Source organism: Kosakonia sp. MH5, from assembly GCF_009935945.1.
Lineage (GTDB): Bacteria > Pseudomonadota > Gammaproteobacteria > Enterobacterales > Enterobacteriaceae > Kosakonia > Kosakonia radicincitans.
The window spans coordinates 248437-268416 of sequence record NZ_QODH01000006.1; the positions used below are offsets into that span (position 1 = coordinate 248437).

The window sequence follows — 19980 nt, forward strand, 5'->3', positions numbered from 1 at the left end:
ATGGCAGATTACCAGGGTAAAAAAGTCGTCATTATCGGTCTGGGTCTGACAGGTCTTTCCTGCGTTGACTTTTTCCTCGCGCGCGGCGTTACGCCACGCGTTATGGACACGCGCGTTTCGCCACCGGGGCTGGATAAGCTGCCGGAAGCGGTAGAGCGCCATCTTGGTAGTCTCAATGATGACTGGTTGCTGGCGGCCGACCTTATTGTCGCAAGCCCTGGCATCGCACTGGCTCATCCTTCTCTGAGCGCGGCAGCCGATGCTGGCGTTGAGATCGTCGGCGATATCGAACTCTTCTGTCGCGAAGCACAAGCGCCCGTCATTGCGATTACCGGTTCAAACGGTAAAAGCACCGTCACCAAACTGGTGGGTGAAATGGCAGAGGCGGCAGGCGTTAATGTAGGCGTTGGCGGCAATATTGGCCTGCCTGCGTTGATGCTGCTTGATGAAGCCCGCGAGCTCTATGTGCTGGAGCTTTCCAGCTTCCAACTGGAAACTACTTTCAGCCTGCACGCGGCGGCGGCAACCATCCTGAACGTGACGGAAGATCATATGGATCGTTATCCGTTCGGGCTGCAACAGTATCGCGCCGCAAAACTGCGCGTTTACGAAAACGCGAAAGTATGTGTGGTCAACGCGGATGATGCGCTGACCATGCCGGTGCGGGGTGCTGATGAGCGCTGCGTGAGTTTCGGCGTTGACGTCGGCGACTATCACCTGAACCGCCAGCAGGGCGAAACCTGGCTGCGTGTAAAAGGTGAAAAGGTTCTGAACGTTAAAGAGATGAAGCTGAGTGGCCAGCACAACTATACCAACGCGCTGGCGGCGTTGGCGCTGGCAGATGCCGCTGGTTTACCGCGGGCAAGCAGCCTGAAGGCGCTGACGACCTTCACCGGACTGGCGCACCGCTTCCAGTTGGCGCTGGATCATAACGGGGTGCGCTGGATCAACGACTCGAAAGCGACCAACGTCGGCAGCACTGAGGCGGCGCTGAACGGCTTGCAGGTTGACGGTACGCTGCATCTTTTGTTGGGCGGGCACGGTAAATCTGCCGATTTCTCACCGCTGAAGCGCTATCTCGGCGGCGATCGTATTCGTCTTTATTGCTTTGGTCGCGATGGTGGAGAGCTGGCGGATTTACGTCCGGAAATTGCCGATCAGGTTGAAACGATGGAAGAGGCAATGCGTCTGATCGCCACGCGCGTGCAGCCGGGCGATATGGTGCTGCTGTCGCCAGCCTGCGCCAGCCTCGATCAGTTCAAGAATTTCGAACAACGGGGTGATGTCTTTACCCGTCTGGCGCAGGAGTTAGGCTGATGCGTTTAACGCTCCCACGCCCGAGAATGCCGCGCCTGCCAGGATTTAGCCTCCTGGCATGGCTGTTTACGGCATTGAAAGGCTGGGTTATGGGATCACGGCAAAAAGATTCCGACAGTCTGGTGATGTACGACCGCACGTTGTTGTGGTTGACGCTGGGCCTGGCGGCGATCGGTTTCATTATGGTGACCTCGGCTTCGATGCCGGTAGGGCAACGCCTGACGGACGATCCTTTCTTCTTTGCCAAGCGTCATGCGCTGTATCTGTTCCTGGCGTTTTGTATGTCGATGATCACGCTGCGTTTGCCGATGGATTTCTGGCAGAAATACAGCTCGGCGATGTTGATCGCCGCGATCATTATGCTGCTGGTGGTACTGGTGGTTGGTAGCTCGATCAACGGGGCCTCTCGTTGGATCGACCTCGGAGTCATGCGCTTTCAGCCAGCGGAGTTCACCAAGTTGTCGCTGTTCTGTTACCTGGCTAACTACCTGGTACGTAAGGTGGACGAAGTGCGTAATAACCTGCGCGGCTTCCTCAAACCGATGGGCGTGATCCTGGTGCTGGCGGTTCTGCTGTTGGCGCAGCCGGACCTCGGTACGGTGGTGGTGCTGTTTATCACCACGCTGGCGATGTTGTTCCTTGCCGGGGCGAAACTGTGGCAGTTCATCGCCATCATCGGTATGGGGATTTCAGCGGTTGTGCTGCTGATCCTCGCCGAACCGTATCGTATTCGCCGCGTAACCTCTTTCTGGAACCCGTGGGAAGATCCCTTCGGTAGCGGTTATCAGTTAACACAGTCGCTGATGGCATTTGGTCGCGGTGAGCTGTGGGGGCAAGGGCTTGGAAATTCGATACAGAAGCTGGAGTATCTGCCTGAAGCACATACGGACTTTATCTTCTCCATTATCGGGGAGGAACTCGGTTATATCGGTGTGGTAGTGGCACTTTTAATGGTATTCTTCGTCGCTTTCCGCGCCATGTCCATCGGGCGAAAAGCGCTGGAAATCGATCATCGTTTCTCTGGTTTCCTGGCCTGCTCGATTGGTATCTGGTTTAGCTTCCAGGCTCTGGTTAATGTCGGTGCGGCGGCAGGTATGCTGCCGACCAAAGGGCTGACTCTGCCGCTTATCAGTTACGGTGGTTCCAGCTTACTGATTATGTCAGTGGCGATTACGCTGCTGCTACGCATAGATTATGAAACGCGTCTGGAAAAAGCCCAGGCGTTTACACGAGGTTTGTGATGAGTGGTCAACCAAAGCGGTTAATGGTGATGGCGGGCGGTACCGGCGGGCATGTCTTCCCCGGGCTTGCAGTTGCGCACCATTTGATGGATCAGGGCTGGCAAGTGCGCTGGCTCGGAACCGCCGATCGCATGGAAGCCGATCTGGTGCCCAAACACGGTATCGAGATCGATTTTATCCGTATCTCCGGCCTGCGTGGCAAAGGGATCAAAGCGCAGTTGTTGGCTCCGGTACGTATTTTTAACGCCTGGCGACAGGCTCGCGCCATCATGCAGCGCTTTAAGCCGGATGTGGTGCTGGGGATGGGCGGTTATGTCTCTGGTCCTGGCGGGCTGGCTGCCTGGTCGCTCGGTATTCCGGTAGTGCTCCATGAGCAGAACGGGATTGCCGGGTTGACAAATAAATGGCTGGCGAAAATCGCCACCAAAGTGATGCAGGCGTTTCCCGGTGCGTTTCCAAAAGCGGAAGTCGTTGGAAACCCGGTGCGCATCGATGTGCTGGCACTGCCGCTACCGCAGGAGCGTTTACCTGGCCGTGAAGGGCCGGTTCGCGTGCTGGTCGTTGGCGGCTCGCAGGGTGCGCGCGTGCTGAACCAGACGATGCCGCAGGTCGCGGCGAAGCTGGGCAATGCTGTGACCATCTGGCATCAGAGCGGTAAAGGCGCGCAACAGGATGTTGAGCAAGCATATGCCGCCGCGGGCGAACCGCAGCATAAAGTGACGGAATTTATTGACGATATGGCGCAAGCCTACGCGTGGGCGGATGTGGTGGTGTGCCGTTCAGGCGCGCTGACGGTCAGCGAAATCGCAGCCGCAGGTTTACCGGCGCTGTTTGTACCTTTCCAGCACAAAGATCGTCAGCAGTACTGGAATGCATTACCGCTGGAAAAAGCGGGTGCTGCGAAGATCCTCGAACAGCCGCAGTTCACCGTTGATGCGGTAGCCGCGACGTTGGCGGGGTGGGATCGCGAAGCGTTACTGGCGATGGCGGAACGCGCACGCGCGGCGGCCATCCCGGATGCCACCGAGCGCGTGGCGAATGAAGTCAGCCTGGCAGCTCAGGCGTAAATACTGGCGGCGCGTTAGCGTCGCGCAAATTTAAGTAGTCGATGGCGTTTAGAGAATGAATACACAAGAACTGGCGAAACTGCGTTCAATTGTGCCCGAGATGCGACGTGTCCGGCACATTCACTTTGTCGGCATTGGCGGTGCTGGCATGGGCGGTATTGCCGAAGTGCTGGCCAATGAAGGCTACCAGATTAGCGGTTCCGACCTGGCGCCAAACCCAGTGACGCAGCAGTTGGCGTCGCTCGGCGCCACTATTTATTTCCATCATCGCCCGGAAAATGTGAGCGATGCCAGTGTTGTTGTGGTCTCCAGCGCCATATCTGCCGATAACCCTGAAATTGTTGCGGCGCATGAAGCGCGTATTCCAGTTATCCGCCGTGCGGAGATGCTGGCTGAACTGATGCGTTTCCGTCATGGCATCGCGATTGCCGGTACGCATGGCAAAACTACCACGACTGCGATGGTGGCCAGTATTTACGCAGAAGCCGGGCTGGACCCGACTTTTGTTAACGGTGGGCTGGTGAAAGCCGCCGGGGTGCATGCGCGCCTGGGGCACAGCCGTTACCTGATTGCAGAAGCTGATGAGAGCGACGCCTCATTCCTGCATCTGCAACCGATGGTGGCCATTGTCACCAATATCGAAGCCGATCACATGGATACCTACCATGGCGACTTCGAGAATTTAAAAACGACGTTTATCAACTTCCTGCACAACCTGCCGTTCTACGGCCGTGCGGTAATGTGTGTGGACGATCCGGTTATCCGGGAATTGCTGCCGCGCGTGGGGCGTCAGACGACGACGTACGGATTTAGCGATGATGCTGATGTTCGTGTAGAAAATTATCGCCAGGTCGGGCCGCAGGGGCACTTCACTTTGGTGCGCCAGGATAAACCGGAACTGCGTGTCACGCTGAATGCGCCAGGCCGCCACAATGCGTTGAACGCGGCGGCGGCGGTAGCAGTAGCGACAGAAGAGGGGATCGAAGATGAAGCGATCCTTCGCGCGCTGGAAAGTTTCCAGGGCACCGGGCGCCGTTTTGATTTCCTTGGTGAATTCCCGCTGGAAGCGGTGAATGGCAAAAGCGGTACCGCCATGCTGGTGGATGACTATGGTCATCACCCGACAGAAGTGGATGCCACGATTAAAGCAGCGCGTGCGGGCTGGCCGGATAAAAACCTGGTCATGCTGTTTCAGCCGCACCGTTTTACCCGTACTCGCGACTTGTACGACGATTTCGCCAATGTACTGACGCAGGTCGATTCTCTGCTGATGCTGGAGGTTTATCCGGCTGGCGAAGCAGCTATCCCGGGCGCTGACAGCCGTTCGCTGTGCCGTACTATTCGCGGACGCGGCAAAATTGATCCGATCCTCGTGTCCGATCCGGCACAGGTTGCGGCGATGCTGGCGCCGGTACTGACCGGTAATGACCTGATCCTGATTCAGGGAGCTGGGAATATCGGCAAGATTGCCCGCAGCCTGGCTGAGAGCAAACTGAAATCGCAGAGCACTGAGGAGGAGCGCCGTGGCTGAGAAAGTAGCGGTTCTGCTGGGCGGAACCTCCGCCGAGCGTGAAGTTTCGCTTAATTCCGGTGCAGCGGTGCTGGTGGGTTTGCGGGAAGGCGGAGTGGATGCGCACGGCGTGGATCCGCGTGATGTGGATGTCACCCGCCTGAAAGAGATGGGTTTTAGCAAAGCATTTATTGCTTTGCATGGTCGCGGCGGCGAAGACGGCACCTTGCAGGGGCTGCTTGAATTGATCGATATGCCTTATACCGGCAGCGGCGTTATGGCATCCGCGATCTCCATGGATAAACTGCGCAGCAAATTGTTGTGGCAGGGCGCCGGATTACCGGTTGCACCATGGGTCGCGCTCGAACGCAGTGAGTTTGAATCAGGCCTAAGTTTTGACGATATTCAACGCATTGATGAACTGGGGTTACCTGTTATTGTCAAGCCCAGTCGTGAAGGCTCCAGCGTTGGGATGTCGAAGGTAGAGAAAAGTGAAGATCTGCATGCGGCGTTAGCGCTTGCGTTTCAACATGATGATGAAGTTCTGATCGAAAAATGGCTAAGTGGCCCGGAATTTACCGTAGCGCTGCTTGGGAACGAAATTTTACCGTCTATACGTATCCAGCCAGCGGGAATCTTCTATGATTATGAGGCGAAGTATCTCTCTGATGAGACAAAATATTTCTGCCCTTCAGGTCTGGAAGTGGAGCGAGAGGCGGCATTACAGTCCCTGGTATTGAAAGCATGGCGTCTTTTAGGTTGCCGTGGCTGGGGACGAATTGATGCCATGCTGGATAGCGACGGTCAGTTTTATTTGTTGGAAGCGAATACATCGCCAGGGATGACGAGCCACAGCCTGGTGCCGATGGCTGCGCGCCAGGCGGGTTTGAGCTTCTCACAACTTGTTGTTCGCATTCTGGATCTGGCGGAGTGATATGTCACAGGCTGCGCTGAACACGCGAAACCGCGAAGCGGAGGCCGTAACTGCCTCCCGCCGCAACAATGGAACGCGTCTTGCAGGGATTTTGTTCCTGCTGGCGGTGCTGTGCACCGTGTTTGCTAGCGGCTGGGTGGTTTTGGGTTGGATGGATGATGCACAACGCTTGCCGTTGTCGAAGCTGGTGGTGACGGGCGATCGTCATTACACCCGTAATGATGATATTCGTCAGTCTATTTTGGCGCTGGGGGCACCCGGCACCTTTATGACCCAGGACGTCAATATTATTCAGAGTCAGATAGAGCGTCTGCCCTGGATAAAACAGGCAAGCGTCAGAAAGCAGTGGCCAGACGAATTGAAGATTCATCTGGTTGAATACGTGCCGATTGCGCGGTGGAATGATCAGCATATGGTCGATGCCGACGGTAATGCGTTCAGCGTGCCGTCCGAACGAACCAGTAAGCAGGTTTTGCCCATGTTGTATGGCCCTGAAGGCAGTGAAAGCGAAGTCTTGCAAGGCTACCGCGATATGGGGCAATTGTTGGCGAAGGATAAATTCACGTTAAAAGAAGCGGCGATGACGGCGCGACGTTCATGGCAGGTCACGCTGACTAACGACATCAGGCTCAACCTGGGTCGTGGCGATACAATGAAACGCCTGGCGCGCTTCGTGGAACTCTACCCGGTTCTGCTGCAACAGGCGCAAACGGACGGTAAAACGATCAGTTACGTGGATTTACGCTATGACTCAGGCGCGGCTGTAGGCTGGAAAGCAGCCCCTGTTCAGGAACCGAATCAGCAGCAAAATCAGGCACAACAGAATCAGGCACAGGCAGAGCAACAATGATCAAGGCGACGGACAGAAAACTGGTGGTTGGACTGGAGATTGGCACCGCGAAGGTAGCCGCTTTAGTAGGGGAAGTTCTGCCCGACGGTATTGTGAATATCATTGGCGTGGGCAGTTGCCCGTCTCGTGGTATGGATAAAGGCGGAGTGAACGATCTGGAATCGGTAGTGAAATGCGTACAGCGCGCTATCGATCAGGCTGAATTGATGGCGGATTGCCAGATCTCTTCTGTCTACCTGGCGCTTTCGGGGAAGCACATTAGCTGCCAGAACGAAATTGGGATGGTGCCGATTTCGGAAGAGGAAGTGACGCAGGAGGATGTGGAGAACGTTGTGCATACCGCCAAATCGGTGCGTGTACGCGATGAACACCGTGTTCTGCATGTGATTCCGCAGGAGTACGCCATTGACTACCAGGAAGGGATTAAAAACCCGGTTGGGTTGTCTGGTGTGCGTATGCAGGCAAAAGTACATTTGATTACTTGCCATAACGATATGGCAAAAAACATCGTTAAAGCCGTTGAACGATGTGGGTTAAAAGTTGACCAACTTATTTTCGCCGGACTGGCTTCCAGCTATTCGGTGTTGACGGAAGACGAACGAGAACTGGGCGTCTGCGTTGTTGACATCGGTGGTGGTACAATGGACATGGCGGTCTACACTGGCGGCGCGCTGCGCCACACCAAAGTGATCCCTTATGCAGGGAATGTGGTCACCAGCGATATTGCTTACGCTTTCGGTACGCCGCCCAGTGATGCAGAGGCGATCAAAGTTCGCCACGGTTGCGCGTTGGGATCGTTAGTCGGCAAAGATGAGAGCGTTGAAGTGCCCAGCGTGGGCGGTCGTCCGCCGCGCAGCCTGCAGCGTCAGACGCTGGCAGACGTGATTGAGCCTCGCTATACCGAGTTGCTCAATCTGGTTAACGATGAGATTTTGCAGTTGCAGGAACAGCTTCGCCAGCAGGGTGTAAAGCATCACCTGGCGGCGGGGATTGTGTTGACCGGCGGTGCTGCGCAGATGGAAGGCCTGGCGGCCTGCGCGCAGCGCGTTTTCCATACGCAAGTGCGTATTGGTGCGCCGCTCAACATTACTGGCTTGACCGATTATGCCCAGGAGCCGTATTACTCAACGGCTGTAGGGTTGCTGCACTACGGAAAAGAGACGCATCTCAGTGGTGAAGCAGAAGTGGAAAAACGCGCGTCAGTAGGGTCATGGTTCAAACGAATCAACAGCTGGCTGCGAAAAGAGTTTTAATTTTTTTCAGAGAGCGCAGAAAATTAGCGGTCTCAGGCGACAGGCACAAAACGGAGAGAAATTATGTTTGAACCGATGGAATTAACCAACGACGCGGTGATTAAAGTCATCGGCGTCGGTGGCGGCGGTGGCAACGCCGTAGAGCATATGGTGCGCGAGCGCATTGAGGGTGTTGAATTCTTCGCCGTAAATACCGACGCGCAAGCGTTGCGTAAAACGGCGGTGGGGCAAACCATTCAGATTGGCGGTGGCATCACCAAAGGTCTGGGCGCTGGAGCAAACCCTGAAGTTGGTCGCAATGCGGCTGAAGAAGATCGTGAAGCCCTGCGCGCTGCGCTCGAAGGCGCTGACATGGTCTTTATCGCGGCAGGCATGGGTGGCGGTACCGGTACGGGTGCAGCTCCTGTCGTGGCCGAAGTCGCTAAAGATTTAGGTATCCTGACGGTTGCTGTGGTGACCAAGCCTTTCAATTTCGAAGGCAAGAAGCGCATGGCGTTTGCTGAGCAGGGTATCACTGAGCTGTCCAAACATGTGGACTCGCTGATTACTATCCCGAACGACAAGTTACTGAAAGTGCTTGGGCGTGGTATTTCTCTGCTCGATGCATTCGGTGCAGCGAACGATGTACTGAAAGGCGCTGTGCAGGGTATTGCTGAGCTGATTACTCGTCCGGGTCTGATGAACGTTGACTTCGCTGACGTGCGCACTGTAATGTCCGAAATGGGCTACGCGATGATGGGCTCCGGTGTGGCCAGCGGTGAAGATCGTGCGGAAGAAGCGGCAGAAATGGCGATTTCCAGCCCGCTGCTGGAAGATATTGATCTCTCTGGCGCTCGCGGTGTGCTGGTTAACATTACTGCTGGCTTCGACCTGCGTCTGGATGAGTTCGAAACGGTGGGTAACACTATCCGAGCTTTCGCATCTGATAACGCGACTGTGGTTATCGGTACGTCCCTTGATCCGGATATGAACGATGAGCTGCGTGTGACCGTCGTTGCGACAGGTATCGGCATGGACAAACGTCCGGAAATTACGCTGGTGACCAACAAGCAGGCACAGCAGCCAGTGATGGATCGCTATCAGCAGCACGGCATGCAACCGATGCAACAGGAGCAGAAACCGGCGAAAGTGGTTAACGACAATACGCCGCAAACCACTAAAGAACCTGATTATCTGGATATTCCGGCGTTCCTGCGTAAGCAAGCGGACTAAGAATTTACTGGAAGTTGGGCTTCTTCGCTCTTTGTGCTAAACTGCCCCACCGATTGTGTTATACACTTCGGATGGATTGGTAATAAGGCGAGATTATACGATGATCAAACAAAGGACTCTTAAACGTATCGTTCAGGCGACTGGCGTCGGTTTACATACCGGCAAGAAAGTCACACTGACGTTGCGCCCTGCGCCGGCAAATACCGGGGTCATCTATCGTCGCACTGACTTGAATCCACCGGTAGATTTTCCGGCTGATGCTAAATCTGTGCGTGATACTATGCTCTGTACTTGTCTGGTCAACGAGCATGACGTGCGGATTTCCACCGTTGAGCACTTAAATGCTGCTCTGGCGGGGCTGGGTATCGACAACATTATTGTTGAAGTCGATGCGCCGGAAATTCCCATTATGGATGGCAGTGCTGCACCTTTCGTTTATCTGCTGCTGGATGCAGGGATCGAAGAGCTTAACAGCGCCAAAAAATTCGTTCGTATCAAAGATACGGTGCGCGTTGAAGACGGTGATAAATGGGCTGAGTTCAAACCACACAATGGTTTCACGCTCGACTTTACCATCGATTTTAACCACCCGGCGATTGATGCAAGCACTCAACGCTATGCGATGAACTTCTCTGCCGACGCGTTTATGCGCCAGATTAGTCGTGCGCGTACCTTCGGTTTCATGCGTGATATCGAATACCTCCAGTCTCGCGGACTGTGCCTGGGTGGTAGCTTCGATTGTGCCATCGTAGTTGACGATTATCGCGTACTGAACGAAGACGGACTGCGTTTCGAAGATGAATTTGTTCGCCATAAAATGCTGGATGCAATTGGCGACTTGTTCATGTGTGGTCACAATATCATTGGTGCGTTTACCGCATATAAATCCGGTCACGCATTAAATAACAAACTGTTGCAGGCTGTTCTGGCAAAACAGGAAGCCTGGGAATATGTGACCTTCGAAGACGACGCCGAATTGCCGCTGGCATTTAAAGCACCGTCAACGGTTCTGGCATAACGCCATAACCACAAAATCGACTGGTTAACCTGGCACTCTCTCCGGTCAGGGAAACCAGTCGTTTTTTATTTCTTTTTTCCCACCAGGCCTTTCTCCCGCTTTGATGTAGAACTTTCTCTTTTTTCGCTTTGAGCGGTGTGTTTGCTGCTTTCCTGGTCAATTTCGCCCTTCTGAAGCCTGAATACTACTGCGGTGCTGGCGGCTTTAGTGGTAAGATTTGGGCGCAAAATGGCACCGACAGAAGCAAAATCGGACAAGCGTGATTTTTGGGTGGAGCAGGTGAACGGAATACTGACGTGCTGGCGACAATTTGGTAGACGCTACTTCTGGCCGCATCTCTTATTAGGGATGGTTGCGGCGAGTTTTGGCTTGCCTGCATTTGCCAGTAGCGCTGAGTCACATCAGCCTGCGCGTGAAACGACTCGCAATCACGATGGCGTCAATAACGGCAATTTCACCAGTTTCTCCTTGCTGGAAGCGAAACGACGCCCGAACTTCACTGTCGATTACTGGCATCAACACGCCATTCGTACCGTGATTCGTCATCTTTCGTTCGCTATGGCGCCTCAGGCGCTACCTGTAGCAACGGAAGAGCCATCGCCCATTCAGGCGCATCATCTGGCATTGTTGGATTCGCTCAGCGCACTGCTGATGCTGGAAAGCAAGCCGCCGACGATTGTCCGCCTGGCTGTTTATATCCCTTCTACGCCGCAAGCCGCGTTTAGCGTGCCCACCTGGGTGAGCCAGGTGCAGGGTATTCGCGCAGGCCCTCAACGCTTCAGCTAAAAAAAGAGCCTTTTATCCATTTTTTAGTTCCGCTGAGCGGAGCGTTTGAGATTTTTATTATGCTAATCAAATTATTAACGAAAGTATTCGGTAGCCGCAACGATCGTACATTGCGTCGCATGCGTAAAGTTGTCGCCCAGATCAATGCCATGGAACCGGCCATGGAGCAGCTCAGTGATGAAGAGCTGAAAGGTAAAACCGCGGAGTTTCGCGCCCGTCTGGAAAAAGGTGAGGCGGTAGATAATCTGCTGCCTGAAGCTTTTGCAGTGGTTCGCGAAGCGAGCAAGCGCGTGTTTGGCATGCGCCACTTTGACGTACAGTTGTTGGGCGGTATGGTACTGAACGATCGCTGCATCGCGGAGATGCGTACTGGTGAAGGTAAAACCCTGACTGCGACGCTGCCGGCTTACCTGAATGCCCTGAGCGGTAAAGGTGTTCACGTTGTGACGGTGAACGACTATCTGGCGCAGCGCGATGCCGAAAACAACCGTCCATTGTTTGAGTTCCTCGGCCTGACAGTCGGTATTAACCTGCCTGGTATGCCTGCTGTTGCCAAGCGTGAAGCTTACGCTGCCGATATTACCTACGGCACCAACAACGAATACGGCTTTGACTACCTGCGCGATAACATGGCGTTCAGCCCTGAAGAGCGCGTACAGCGTAAACTGCACTATGCGCTGGTGGATGAGGTTGACTCCATCCTCATCGATGAAGCGCGTACCCCGCTGATCATCTCTGGGCCTGCGGAAGACAGTTCTGAGCTCTACAAAAAAGTGAACAAAATCATTCCTTACCTGGTTCGCCAGGAGAAAGAGGATTCTGACACTTTCCAGGGCGAAGGCCACTTCTCGGTGGATGAGAAAGCGCGTCAGGTAACGTTGACCGAACGCGGCCTGGTGCTGATTGAAGAGCTGCTGGTAAAAGAAGGCATCATGGATGAGGGCGAGTCACTCTACTCCCCGGCCAATATTATGCTGATGCACCACGTCACCGCAGCGTTGCGTGCTCATGCACTGTTCACCCGCGATGTGGATTACATTGTTAAAGATGGCGAAGTGATCATCGTTGATGAACACACCGGTCGTACCATGCAGGGGCGTCGCTGGTCTGACGGTCTGCATCAGGCTGTTGAAGCCAAAGAAGGCGTGGAAATCCAGAATGAAAACCAGACGCTGGCTTCCATTACCTTCCAGAACTATTTCCGTTTGTATGAAAAACTGGCCGGTATGACCGGTACGGCAGATACCGAAGCATTTGAATTCAGCTCCATTTACAAACTGGATACGGTTGTTGTGCCGACAAACCGCCCAATGATCCGTAAAGATATGGCGGATCTGGTCTACATGACCGAAGCGGAAAAAATCCAGGCCATTATCGAAGATATTAAAGAGCGTACTGCCAAGGGGCAGCCGGTACTGGTGGGGACTATCTCCATTGAAAAATCAGAGGTTGTCTCTCAGGAACTGACCAAAGCAGGTATCAAGCACAACGTGCTGAACGCCAAATTCCACGCCAAAGAGGCGGATATCGTTGCTCAGGCGGGTTATCCTGGCACGGTAACCATTGCCACCAACATGGCGGGCCGTGGTACGGATATCATGCTGGGCGGTAGCTGGCAGGCAGAACTGGCTGAGATTGAAAATCCGACCGAAGAGCAAATCGCAAAAGTGAAAGCGGACTGGCAGGTACGCCATGATGCCGTACTGGCCTCAGGCGGCCTGCACATTATCGGTACTGAGCGTCACGAATCTCGTCGTATCGATAACCAGTTGCGTGGTCGTTCCGGTCGTCAGGGCGATGCCGGTTCTTCCCGTTTCTACCTCTCCATGGAAGATGCGCTGATGCGTATTTTCGCCTCCGATCGCGTTTCCGGCATGATGCGTAAGCTGGGAATGAAACCGGGCGAAGCGATTGAGCACCCGTGGGTTACGAAGGCGATTGCCAACGCGCAGCGCAAAGTGGAAAGCCGCAACTTCGATATTCGTAAGCAGCTGCTGGAATATGATGATGTTGCCAACGATCAGCGCCGTGCTATTTATACCCAGCGTAACGAACTGCTGGATGTGTCTGATGTGAGCGAAACCATCAACAGCATTCGCGAGGACGTTTTCAAGGCTACTATCGACGCGCATATTCCGCCGCAGTCTCTGGAAGAGATGTGGGACATCCCGGGTCTGCAGGAACGCCTGAAAAACGATTTCGATCTCGATCTGCCGATTGCGGAATGGCTGGATAAAGAGCCGGATCTGCATGAAGAGACGCTGCGCGAGCGCATCCTGCAGAACGCCATTGAAACTTACCAGCGCAAAGAAGACGTGGTAGGGGCGGAAATGATGCGTCACTTTGAAAAAGGCGTGATGTTGCAGACGCTGGATTCCCTGTGGAAAGAGCATCTGGCGGCCATGGATTACCTGCGCCAGGGTATCCATCTGCGTGGCTACGCGCAAAAAGATCCGAAGCAGGAGTACAAACGCGAATCCTTCGCCATGTTTGCAGCGATGCTGGAGTCGCTGAAATATGAAGTGATCAGCACGCTGAGCAAGGTGCAGGTACGTATGCCGGAAGAGGTGGAAGCGATGGAGCAGCAGCGTCGCCAGGAGGCTGAGCGTCTGGCGCAAATGCAACAGCTGAGCCATCAGGATGATGAATCCGCAGCGGCCGCAGAACTTGCTGCGCAGACGGGCGAGCGTAAAGTGGGTCGTAACGATCCATGCCCTTGCGGTTCGGGTAAAAAATACAAACAGTGCCACGGCCGTTTAGCATAACCTTTTGATAAAAATGTAAAAGGCGCAGATATCTGCGCCTTTTTTATGGAGCCTGCCTAATGAAAATACTCAACATCGCAGTTGGGATCATTCGCAACCCGCAAGGAGAAATCTTTATTACGCGCCGTGCTGCGGATGCACACATGGCGAATAAACTGGAGTTTCCGGGCGGTAAAATAGAAGAGGGCGAAACGCCGGAACAGGCGATGAGCCGTGAATTACAGGAAGAAGTCGGTATTACACCGCTGAGTGCAACACTGTTTGACAAGCTGGAGTATCAGTTTCCCGATCGCCATATCACGCTGTGGTTCTGGCTGGTTGAGAGCTGGGAAGGGGAGCCATGGGGGAAAGAGGGGCAGCCGGGAGAATGGATAGCACAACAGATGCTGAAAGCGGAAGATTTCCCGCCGGCCAATGAACCCATTATTACCCGGCTGGCGCAGCGTTAAGCGGTGCGCCAGCGGCAAAAACATTACTGTTGCTCTTCGCTCCATTCATCGCTGTCTGACAGGTCGCCAGCGCTGGGAATGCGTTTTTCTTCCGCTGCCCATTCTCCCAGATCGATGAGCTGGCAGCGTTTGCAACAGAAGGGGCGAAACGGGCTGATTTCGCCCCAGACAACAGATTTCCCGCAGGTGGGGCAGTTAACAATGGTTGTTTCAGTCATATTGGCTCCTTAACAACAGGCCAGTTCAAAATCCAGCCGTTCCGGCACGATACCGTTTTCGCTGTCGAGGGGTAAAAAGCGGATAGCAAAACGGCTCTTATGCCCGGAAATTTGTGGGTACAGCCGGTCTCGCAGCGTCAGTTTCAGACGCAGTAAATCGGCATCCTCGGCATTATCCTGGTAGAAACCATTCAGGCTGGTCTGATGGCGGAACGGCGCGGCATTGCGGATCAGATCGAGGATCAATTTAAGCGTTGCTTTGAGCGGATCGAGGCTTTCCAGCCAGACCGCGACCTGCGCATCACGTTGCTCCTGCGGCAAATGCAGCCACATGTGCAGCGTGGGCAGATCAAAGCTGCAACACCCACCGGGGATACTCAGACGCTGGCGCACCAGCGCAATTAATCGGTCTTCACGTAAAAGCTGGCCAATGCGTGGCGCAGCCATCAGGATATTGCCGCTCTCTTTCAGTTGCTGGCGCAGGGATTCGATACGGTTGAGATCCACTCCCTCCACTTCGCTCCAGGCACGCAATTTTCGCTGCTGACGTTCCAGCTCTTTCAGTAATTCCGTACGCGTATCGCCGCGTTCGAACACATCCAGTAAATCACCAACGTTACGGAAAAAATGCAGCGCATCAGCATGGTCGCTCAGCGGTAAACGGACGATGAGTTGCTGAAGCAGAAATTCGACACGCAGCCAGGTGCGCATCTTCTCGTTAAGCGGGTGTTCAAAAAGGATGTGGGTGTGCATTACGGTTTTTCCTGTGATACGGCCTGCGAAGCATATTCCAGATACGCTGAGTGCAGGCGGGCAACATCCGATGCTATCGCACCTGGTGCGCCATTATTGTCAATAACATCATCAGCGACGGCAAGTCGCGCTTCGCGTGTGGCCTGAGCAGCAAGAATATGTTCTGCATGTTCGCGGCTAACACCATCACGCTGCGTGGTGCGTGCAATTTGAGTCTCAACCGGGACATCCACCACCAAAACCCGATCGGCTTTATGATATAGCTGGTTTTCCACCAGCAGGGGAACAACCCACAGTACATAAGGCGACGTTGCCTGCGCAATCTCACGCTGGGTCTGCTGATGAATTAACGGATGGAGCAGCCTATTGAGCCACTCTTTATCAGCCGGAGAAGCAAAAATACGTTCACGTAATGCCCGACGGTTTAGCGAGCCGTCGGAGAGGATCATTTCTGCCCCAAAACGTGCTGTAATAGCGCTTAATGCTTGCGAACCCGGTTCCACGACCTGACGCGCAATAATATCCGCATCGACAACGTTAACCCCAAGCTGTGCGAAAGCATCAGCTACAGTGCTTTTCCCACTGCCGATGCCGCCGGTTAACGCGACCGTATACCCCATAATACCTCATCCCAAAATGGGTCTGCCTGAAATCACAATCCACGTTCTTTTTCGCTCTATTCATGGCGCTTTTTTATCACATGCAAAAGGGAAGAAAAACGTAAAAGATTGAATATATTTCATAATATAATCAACGTGTTGTGAGTTAATCAAGCGACAATGAAATCGATTAACCTAAACTTGCCGATTCACCAGGTAAATTTATAGGATTGTAGCGTAAAAAAAGAGAAATTCGCAGTCTTGCACTGCCCTTATTAGCGCGTATGATAGCGTCACTGGAGTTGTGAGTTTGTATTTTCGCCATTAACCCCAGGAATCCGCACATGCGTATCGAAGAAGATCTGAAGTTAGGTTTCAAAGACGTTCTTATCCGCCCTAAACGTTCTACCCTTAAAAGCCGTTCCGATGTTGAGCTGGAGCGCGAGTTTACCTTCAAGCATTCAGGAATTAACTGGTCCGGCGTACCCATTATTGCCGCGAATATGGACACGGTTGGCACTTTTATGATGGCAAAAGCGCTGGCCTCATTCGACATTCTCACTGCCGTGCATAAACACTATTCCGTTGAAGACTGGAAAGGTTTCATTGAGCGCGAATCTGCGGATGTGTTGCGCCATGTAATGGTTTCTACTGGAACATCTGACGCCGATTTTGATAAAACAAAACAGATCCTTGCGCTGCATCCCGCGCTGAATTTTGTCTGCATTGATGTGGCGAATGGCTATTCCGAGCATTTTGTACAGTTTGTTGCGAAAGCGCGTGAAGCCTGGCCGAATAAAACCATCTGTGCCGGTAACGTTGTGACGGGTGAAATGTGTGAAGAGCTGATCCTCTCCGGCGCCGATATCGTTAAAGTGGGTATTGGACCGGGTTCTGTCTGTACCACGCGCGTGAAAACCGGCGTTGGCTATCCGCAGCTTTCTGCGGTTATCGAATGTGCTGATGCTGCGCATGGTCTGGGTGGCCAGATTGTCAGCGATGGCGGTTGCACCGTTCCGGGCGACGTAGCGAAAGCATTTGGCGGCGGCGCAGATTTCGTGATGCTGGGCGGTATGCTGGCAGGCCATGAAGAGAGCGGCGGCACCGTGGTTGAAGAGAACGGTGAAAAATTCATGCTGTTCTATGGTATGAGCTCTGAATCTGCAATGAATCGCCACGTTGGCGGCGTTGCCGGTTACCGTGCTGCAGAAGGTAAAACCGTCAAGCTGACTCTGCGTGGCCCGGTAGAAAATACTGCGCGCGACATTTTGGGCGGTCTGCGCTCAGCCTGCACCTACGTTGGCGCATCTCGTCTGAAAGAGCTGACCAAACGCACGACCTTCATTCGCGTTCAGGAACAGGAAAACCGCGTTTTTAACAGCTTGTGATCGCTAAACAGGCGCAGCGTTATGCCGCGCCTGTGCTCACCCTGCGCCGCTCATCGCATCCCCCAGATGGAAGATGGGCAGGTACATTGCCACAACCAGCACCCCGATAATCAATCCTGTTGCCCCCAGCAACAACGGCTCAAGCACGGCTGCCAGACCATCCGCCTGACGCTGAGTTTGTTCGCTGTGATGCTGCGCCAGGTTGTACAGCATCGTATCCAGCGCGCCCGAAACCTCGCCCGTGCGAATCAACTGAATACAAAGTGTCGGGAATTCACCGCTTTCTTTCAGGGCGGCGGATATCGACATACCCTGAGTTATCTCCTGATGCGCACGTTGCAGGATATCGCGCCAGTAGGGGCAGGTAAGCGTCTCTTTGACACTTTCGAGGCCCTGCAAGAAGGCGATACCCGCACGCTGCGTCAGTGACAGGACGGTAAATATCTGGCTGAGCCGCTGCCCGCGTATCAATTGGCCCATCACCGGAGTGGCCAGCAGCAGCCGCTGTCGGTAACGAAGCCAACCGGGGTGATGACGTAGCGATCTCATGACGCCCAGTATCAACGCTATAAATACTATCAACGGCAGGGCGCAGCGTTGCATAACGTCAGCGGTGGCAATGACCCCCCGCGTGAGCGCCGGAAGCGGTGTGTTAAATGTCTGGTAGATGGCAGAGAACTCGGGTAATACCAGATATATCATTGCCAGCACCACTGCTGCCGTCAGGGAGAGGATGATCAGCGGATAGCGAAGCGCTTTTTTCACTTTCAACGCCAGCTCCCTTTGCGCTTGCTGCTGGCTGACGAGCTTGAAGCAGCACTCATCCAGTTTGCCGGTTAACTCGCCGGTGCGAATCATCGCCAGCCAGAGCGGAGGAAACACATCAGGCCACTGGCGTAGCGCAGCCGAAAATGTTTCTCCCTGCTCCAGCGTTTGTGCAAGCTGGCGCAACAGCGCCTGCCACTGTCTGGCGGGGTGTTGCTCCGCCAGCAGTTGTAACCCTTCCGGCAATGTCAGCCCGGCCTGCAGAAGAGTAGCAAGTTGCTGCAAAACAGAGCATCCATGCTCCGCTTGCCAGAGCGTGCGACGTACCGGACAGCGCTTCAACGTCAGCAGATGTATTTGTCGCTGATGCAACAGTAACACCACGCCGTCGCGATTTTCGTTCCAGTGCGTACCGCTTTGCAGGGCACCGCTGTCATCAAGACCGGACCACAGCCAAAGATGTTTACTCGCCATCCGGAAAACCCAGAATGCGTACCGGTTCGTCAAAGGTGGTCAACCCTTGTTCCACGGCCTGGCAGCCATGCTCAAATAGCGTGGTCATGCCACTCTGCCGCGCCAGTAGCCCAATCTCTTCCGCGCCCATATTGCCAGCGATGGCCTGACGTATTTCCGGTGTGATGGCGAGGACTTCAAACAGTGCCAGTCGTCCGTAAAAACCGTGATAGCACTGTTCACAGCCTTCGGCCCGCCAGCGCGGTAACGGACGTGGCCACAACGTACCGGGAAGATGGATATTCTCCACGGCAAGTTTTCGACAGTGCGGGCAGAGTTTACGCACCAGGCGTTGCGCTACCACCAGCGACAGTGCTGAGGAGATCATCCAGCGTGCAACGCCCATTTGTTGAATGCGTACCAGCGTTTCGCTGGTGGAATTGGTGTGCAGCGTCGACAGTACCAGATGCCCGGTCTGGGAGGCTTTTATCGCGATTTCGGCGGTTTCGCCATCGCGAATTTCGCCAATCATGATGATGTCCGGATCCTGGCGTAACAGGGCGCGCAATACGCTTTGAAAAGTCAGCCCGCTGCGCGGATTGATTTGTGTCTGCGTTAGCCCGGCGAGCGGGATCTCGACAGGATCTTCCACACTGGCAATGTTAACTTCCGGTTTATTTCGCGCCTGCAATGCGCTGTAAAGCGTGACGGTTTTACCGCTGCCTGTTGGGCCGGTAACCAGCAGCAACCCTTGCGGCTGCGCAAGGGCGGCGGCAAACAGCTCCCGTTGTTGAGAGGTCATTCCCAGCGCTTCCAGTTCCAGCGGTTGGTTGACCTGATGCAGCAGGCGCAGGACCACTTTCTCTCCGTGACGACAGGGCAGAGTGGCGATGCGAAATGAGATCGATTGACCGCAAAGTTCCTGATTGAACTGACCATCTTGTGGTAAACGGTGCTCGGCGATGTCGAGATTACCGAGTACTTTTAGCCTTGCGGTCAATGTGCTGGCGAGCGTGCCAGGCAGAGGTGAAAGCGGATGCAATACGCCATCGACGCGCAGGCGAATGGCATAGTGCGTTTCACCAGGCTCAAAATGGATATCTGAAGCGCGTAGCATCAGCGCTTGTTGAAGCGTATGTTCCACGATCTCCATCGCGGCGGTACTGCTCTCTTCCTGTACCACCGGCACCACGGTTTGCGCTGTCATCTGTAAATGTTTATCCATTTGCTCTGGTGTCCAGCAGCGAATATCGACCCGCTTCTGGGCGGCAAAAGTGAGTGATTCCATTAATTCGGTACTGGGTGTTTCAACCACCGCAATCGTTAAGAGATCGTTTTCGCTTTTGAGCACCACCGCATTATGGCGCTGGCATAGCGCAATGAGTTTATCGGGTTGCATTGC

Annotated in this window: 18 protein-coding genes; 13 read left to right on the top strand and 5 right to left on the bottom strand. The window is 54.2% G+C overall.

Annotated features, from left to right (window positions below; genetic code table 11):
- The 12 genes from murD to mutT all read left to right on the top strand — a co-directional run bounded on the left by murD (position 1) and on the right by mutT (position 14402).
- On the top strand, positions 1-1317 hold the full coding sequence (gene murD / locus DK872_RS17305) for a UDP-N-acetylmuramoyl-L-alanine--D-glutamate ligase (RefSeq protein WP_007373146.1): 1317 nt from the start codon (positions 1-3) through the stop codon (positions 1315-1317).
- Positions 1317-2558, top strand: a complete 1242-nt coding sequence (gene ftsW / locus DK872_RS17310; protein ID WP_007373147.1) for a cell division protein FtsW — start codon at positions 1317-1319, stop codon at positions 2556-2558. The genes murD and ftsW overlap by 1 nt, the downstream gene beginning before the upstream one ends.
- Entirely contained in the window at positions 2558-3625 is a 1068-nt protein-coding gene (murG, locus tag DK872_RS17315) for an undecaprenyldiphospho-muramoylpentapeptide beta-N-acetylglucosaminyltransferase (RefSeq protein ID WP_071920212.1), read from the top strand. Before ftsW ends, murG begins: the two co-directional genes overlap by 1 nt.
- 55 nt (positions 3626-3680) lie before the next feature.
- Positions 3681-5156 carry a UDP-N-acetylmuramate--L-alanine ligase gene (gene murC / locus DK872_RS17320; RefSeq protein ID WP_007373149.1) on the top strand — a complete coding sequence of 492 codons (1476 nt, stop codon included), beginning with the start codon at positions 3681-3683 and terminating at the stop codon, positions 5154-5156.
- Positions 5149-6069 carry a D-alanine--D-alanine ligase gene (locus DK872_RS17325; protein WP_035886528.1) on the top strand — a complete coding sequence of 307 codons (921 nt, stop codon included), beginning with the start codon at positions 5149-5151 and terminating at the stop codon, positions 6067-6069. The genes murC and DK872_RS17325 overlap by 8 nt, the downstream gene beginning before the upstream one ends.
- Before the next feature lies 1 nt (position 6070).
- Positions 6071-6919 (top strand): cell division protein FtsQ, encoded by an 849-nt coding sequence (gene ftsQ, locus DK872_RS17330; protein ID WP_007373151.1) that lies wholly within the window; start codon positions 6071-6073, stop codon positions 6917-6919.
- Positions 6916-8172, top strand: coding sequence for a cell division protein FtsA (gene ftsA, locus DK872_RS17335; protein WP_007373152.1), 1257 nt, complete (start codon positions 6916-6918; stop codon positions 8170-8172). The genes ftsQ and ftsA overlap by 4 nt, the downstream gene beginning before the upstream one ends.
- Positions 8173-8235: 63 nt before the next feature.
- Positions 8236-9384 carry a cell division protein FtsZ gene (gene ftsZ, locus DK872_RS17340; RefSeq protein WP_007373153.1) on the top strand — a complete coding sequence of 383 codons (1149 nt, stop codon included), beginning with the start codon at positions 8236-8238 and terminating at the stop codon, positions 9382-9384.
- A 100-nt stretch (positions 9385-9484) separates the two neighbouring features.
- Entirely contained in the window at positions 9485-10402 is a 918-nt protein-coding gene (gene lpxC, locus DK872_RS17345; protein WP_007373154.1) for a UDP-3-O-acyl-N-acetylglucosamine deacetylase, read from the top strand.
- Positions 10403-10681: 279 nt separating this feature from the next.
- Positions 10682-11188: a secA translation cis-regulator SecM gene (gene secM, locus DK872_RS17350; protein WP_071921822.1), complete on the top strand. Its 507-nt coding sequence runs from the start codon at positions 10682-10684 to the stop codon at positions 11186-11188.
- A gap of 59 nt (positions 11189-11247) precedes the next feature.
- Positions 11248-13953 (top strand): preprotein translocase subunit SecA, encoded by a 2706-nt coding sequence (secA, locus tag DK872_RS17355; RefSeq protein WP_007373157.1) that lies wholly within the window; start codon positions 11248-11250, stop codon positions 13951-13953.
- Positions 13954-14012: 59 nt separating this feature from the next.
- Complete coding sequence (mutT, locus tag DK872_RS17360; protein ID WP_007373158.1) at positions 14013-14402, top strand: 8-oxo-dGTP diphosphatase MutT; 390 nt, start codon at positions 14013-14015, stop codon at positions 14400-14402.
- Between the two features lie 23 nt (positions 14403-14425).
- Here the strand turns inward: mutT and yacG are convergent, their stop codons facing one another.
- From yacG to coaE, 3 genes are read right to left on the bottom strand one after another with little or no spacing between them, the layout of a single operon-like run.
- The gene (gene yacG / locus DK872_RS17365; RefSeq protein ID WP_035886527.1) at positions 14426-14620 is read right to left on the bottom strand and encodes a DNA gyrase inhibitor YacG; all 195 of its coding nucleotides are present in this window, start codon (positions 14618-14620) and stop codon (positions 14426-14428) included.
- Between the two features lie 9 nt (positions 14621-14629).
- Complete coding sequence (gene zapD / locus DK872_RS17370; RefSeq protein WP_007373160.1) at positions 14630-15373, bottom strand: cell division protein ZapD; 744 nt, start codon at positions 15371-15373, stop codon at positions 14630-14632.
- Positions 15373-15993, bottom strand: coding sequence for a dephospho-CoA kinase (gene coaE / locus DK872_RS17375; RefSeq protein WP_071920213.1), 621 nt, complete (start codon positions 15991-15993; stop codon positions 15373-15375). The genes zapD and coaE overlap by 1 nt, the downstream gene beginning before the upstream one ends.
- 323 nt (positions 15994-16316) lie before the next feature.
- Between coaE and DK872_RS17380 the strand changes: the two genes are divergently transcribed.
- On the top strand, positions 16317-17360 hold the full coding sequence (locus DK872_RS17380; protein WP_007373162.1) for a GMP reductase: 1044 nt from the start codon (positions 16317-16319) through the stop codon (positions 17358-17360).
- A gap of 36 nt (positions 17361-17396) precedes the next feature.
- Here the strand turns inward: DK872_RS17380 and hofC are convergent, their stop codons facing one another.
- Positions 17397-18599 (bottom strand): protein transport protein HofC, encoded by a 1203-nt coding sequence (gene hofC / locus DK872_RS17385; protein WP_161518590.1) that lies wholly within the window; start codon positions 18597-18599, stop codon positions 17397-17399.
- On the bottom strand, positions 18589-19977 hold the full coding sequence (gspE, locus tag DK872_RS17390; protein WP_161518592.1) for a type II secretion system protein GspE: 1389 nt from the start codon (positions 19975-19977) through the stop codon (positions 18589-18591). The genes hofC and gspE overlap by 11 nt, the downstream gene beginning before the upstream one ends.
- Positions 19978-19980: the final 3 nt, after the last annotated feature.

What these genes read in the sequence shown, in the direction of transcription:
- murD (WP_007373146.1), top strand. Translation starts at nt 1, where the DNA reads ATGGCAGATTACCAGGGTAAAAAAGTCGTCATTATCGGTCTGGGTCTG.
- ftsW (WP_007373147.1), top strand. Translation starts at nt 1,317, where the DNA reads ATGCGTTTAACGCTCCCACGCCCGAGAATGCCGCGCCTGCCAGGATTT.
- murG (WP_071920212.1), top strand. Translation starts at nt 2,558, where the DNA reads ATGAGTGGTCAACCAAAGCGGTTAATGGTGATGGCGGGCGGTACCGGC.
- murC (WP_007373149.1), top strand. Translation starts at nt 3,681, where the DNA reads ATGAATACACAAGAACTGGCGAAACTGCGTTCAATTGTGCCCGAGATG.
- ftsQ (WP_007373151.1), top strand. Translation starts at nt 6,071, where the DNA reads ATGTCACAGGCTGCGCTGAACACGCGAAACCGCGAAGCGGAGGCCGTA.
- ftsA (WP_007373152.1), top strand. Translation starts at nt 6,916, where the DNA reads ATGATCAAGGCGACGGACAGAAAACTGGTGGTTGGACTGGAGATTGGC.
- ftsZ (WP_007373153.1), top strand. Translation starts at nt 8,236, where the DNA reads ATGTTTGAACCGATGGAATTAACCAACGACGCGGTGATTAAAGTCATC.
- lpxC (WP_007373154.1), top strand. Translation starts at nt 9,485, where the DNA reads ATGATCAAACAAAGGACTCTTAAACGTATCGTTCAGGCGACTGGCGTC.
- secA (WP_007373157.1), top strand. Translation starts at nt 11,248, where the DNA reads ATGCTAATCAAATTATTAACGAAAGTATTCGGTAGCCGCAACGATCGT.
- mutT (WP_007373158.1), top strand. Translation starts at nt 14,013, where the DNA reads ATGAAAATACTCAACATCGCAGTTGGGATCATTCGCAACCCGCAAGGA.
- yacG (WP_035886527.1), bottom strand. Translation starts at nt 14,620, where the DNA reads ATGACTGAAACAACCATTGTTAACTGCCCCACCTGCGGGAAATCTGTT.
- zapD (WP_007373160.1), bottom strand. Translation starts at nt 15,373, where the DNA reads ATGCACACCCACATCCTTTTTGAACACCCGCTTAACGAGAAGATGCGC.
- coaE (WP_071920213.1), bottom strand. Translation starts at nt 15,993, where the DNA reads ATGGGGTATACGGTCGCGTTAACCGGCGGCATCGGCAGTGGGAAAAGC.
- DK872_RS17380 (WP_007373162.1), top strand. Translation starts at nt 16,317, where the DNA reads ATGCGTATCGAAGAAGATCTGAAGTTAGGTTTCAAAGACGTTCTTATC.
- hofC (WP_161518590.1), bottom strand. Translation starts at nt 18,599, where the DNA reads ATGGCGAGTAAACATCTTTGGCTGTGGTCCGGTCTTGATGACAGCGGT.
- gspE (WP_161518592.1), bottom strand. Translation starts at nt 19,977, where the DNA reads ATGCAACCCGATAAACTCATTGCGCTATGCCAGCGCCATAATGCGGTG.